This window comes from Okeania sp. SIO2B9 (assembly GCF_010672505.1).
Classification (GTDB): domain Bacteria; phylum Cyanobacteriota; class Cyanobacteriia; order Cyanobacteriales; family Microcoleaceae; genus Okeania; species Okeania hirsuta.
Window position 1 is genome coordinate 1 of sequence record NZ_JAAHGK010001653.1, and the last position, 1,356, is coordinate 1,356.

2 protein-coding genes are annotated in these 1,356 nt (G+C 37.0%); both read left to right on the forward strand.

Features of this window, described 5'->3' with window-relative positions; genetic code table 11:
- The first annotated feature begins 52 nt into the window (after positions 1-52).
- The gene (locus F6K13_RS33430; RefSeq protein ID WP_287289966.1) at positions 53-514 is read left to right on the forward strand and encodes a hypothetical protein; all 462 of its coding nucleotides are present in this window, start codon (positions 53-55) and stop codon (positions 512-514) included.
- A 273-nt stretch (positions 515-787) separates the two neighbouring features.
- Positions 788-1,356 (forward strand): peptidylprolyl isomerase (locus F6K13_RS33435; protein WP_287289964.1); only part of this gene is annotated, 569 nt, incomplete at its 3' end.

A 1,356-nucleotide genomic window follows, 5' to 3' on the forward strand; every position in this document is an offset into this window, starting at 1 on the left:
ATGTGCGGGATGAGTTTGCCGATGCCGGCGCGCTTGGCTTCCACCTCAGCATCTGAATGGCAACTTAGATAGTGATACTTTATTTGGTGGTAGAGGAGATGATTTTTTACGCGGTGGTAAAGATAGTGATGTATTAACTGCTGGGGAAGGAAATGATATTTTAATTGGTGATGCTGGTACGGATAATTTGGCTGGTGAAGCAGGTGCAGATACTTTTATTTTGACATTAATAGAAAATGAAGAATATAATGCAGATATAGTAGCAGATTTTAATTTTTTAGAAGGGGATAGAATCGGTGTTTCGGTACAAATATCTTCCCTATCTTTTACTCAAGAAGGAAATAATACAGTTATTCAATTAGAAGGTGAAACAGAGGAAGATAATAGGATTCTTGGTACTGTGAATAATTCGACAGCAGAGGAAGTGAGAAGTGCCAGTTTCTTTTTCGATTTTACTACTATTTCTGTTCCTGATGCACTGCCTTTTGGAGATGCAGCTTTGAGAATTGGATAATTGAATTTATGGAAAAGTTTATTAGTAGAAAAAGAGGAATATAATATCAAGTATTTTAGTTTTAACTAGAGCTGTTTTTATTTCTTATACTTTACTGTACAAGAATGAAAAAAATTAGGTAGTGCTCAACAATGATTAAAAGAAGTTTATCCTCATTTTCAATTGACCTTCTTCCTGTACTTAAGCAGTTTTGTCGGCAACAAAATTTAAGAATAGAATATAATGAAGTAGCAAATTTTGGACAACTCAAGGAACTAAGGAACTAATCAACCAATGGAACAAATAAAAAGTACCGAAGAATATTTAGAAGAGCTAGAATTAGTTGATTTAGAAGGCCAAGAAGTCACAGTGGAAATGGTGGTACAAAAGGTATCCCAGGAAGAAGAAGAAGAAGAAAATGAAAATGAAGAAGAGGAAAATGAAAATGAAGAAGAGTCTGGTGAGAGAGAAAAAATTACTGTTACACTCAATTCCGCCGCTGCTCCAGTAACAGCAGCTAACTTTGTCAATCTGGTAGAGCAAAATTTCTATGATGCTCTGGCATTCCATCGGTTTGTAGAAGGTTTTGTAGCTCAAGGTGGCGACCCCCAGGGCAGAGATCCGGATTTTTTGATTGAAGATTTAGGCTCGGGGAAATTTATTAACCCTGCAACAGAAGCACCACGGGAAATACCTTTGGAAATTCAAGTTGCAGACACAGGAGAAATTGTCTATAACGAAGTAGTTGCCGATCCAGTAGAGTTATCCCATGAAGCAGGGGTCATAGCTATGGCTCGCTCTCAAGCATTAGATACAGCTTCTTCGCAATTTTACTTTACCTTGGATAATGTTGCCAATCAACA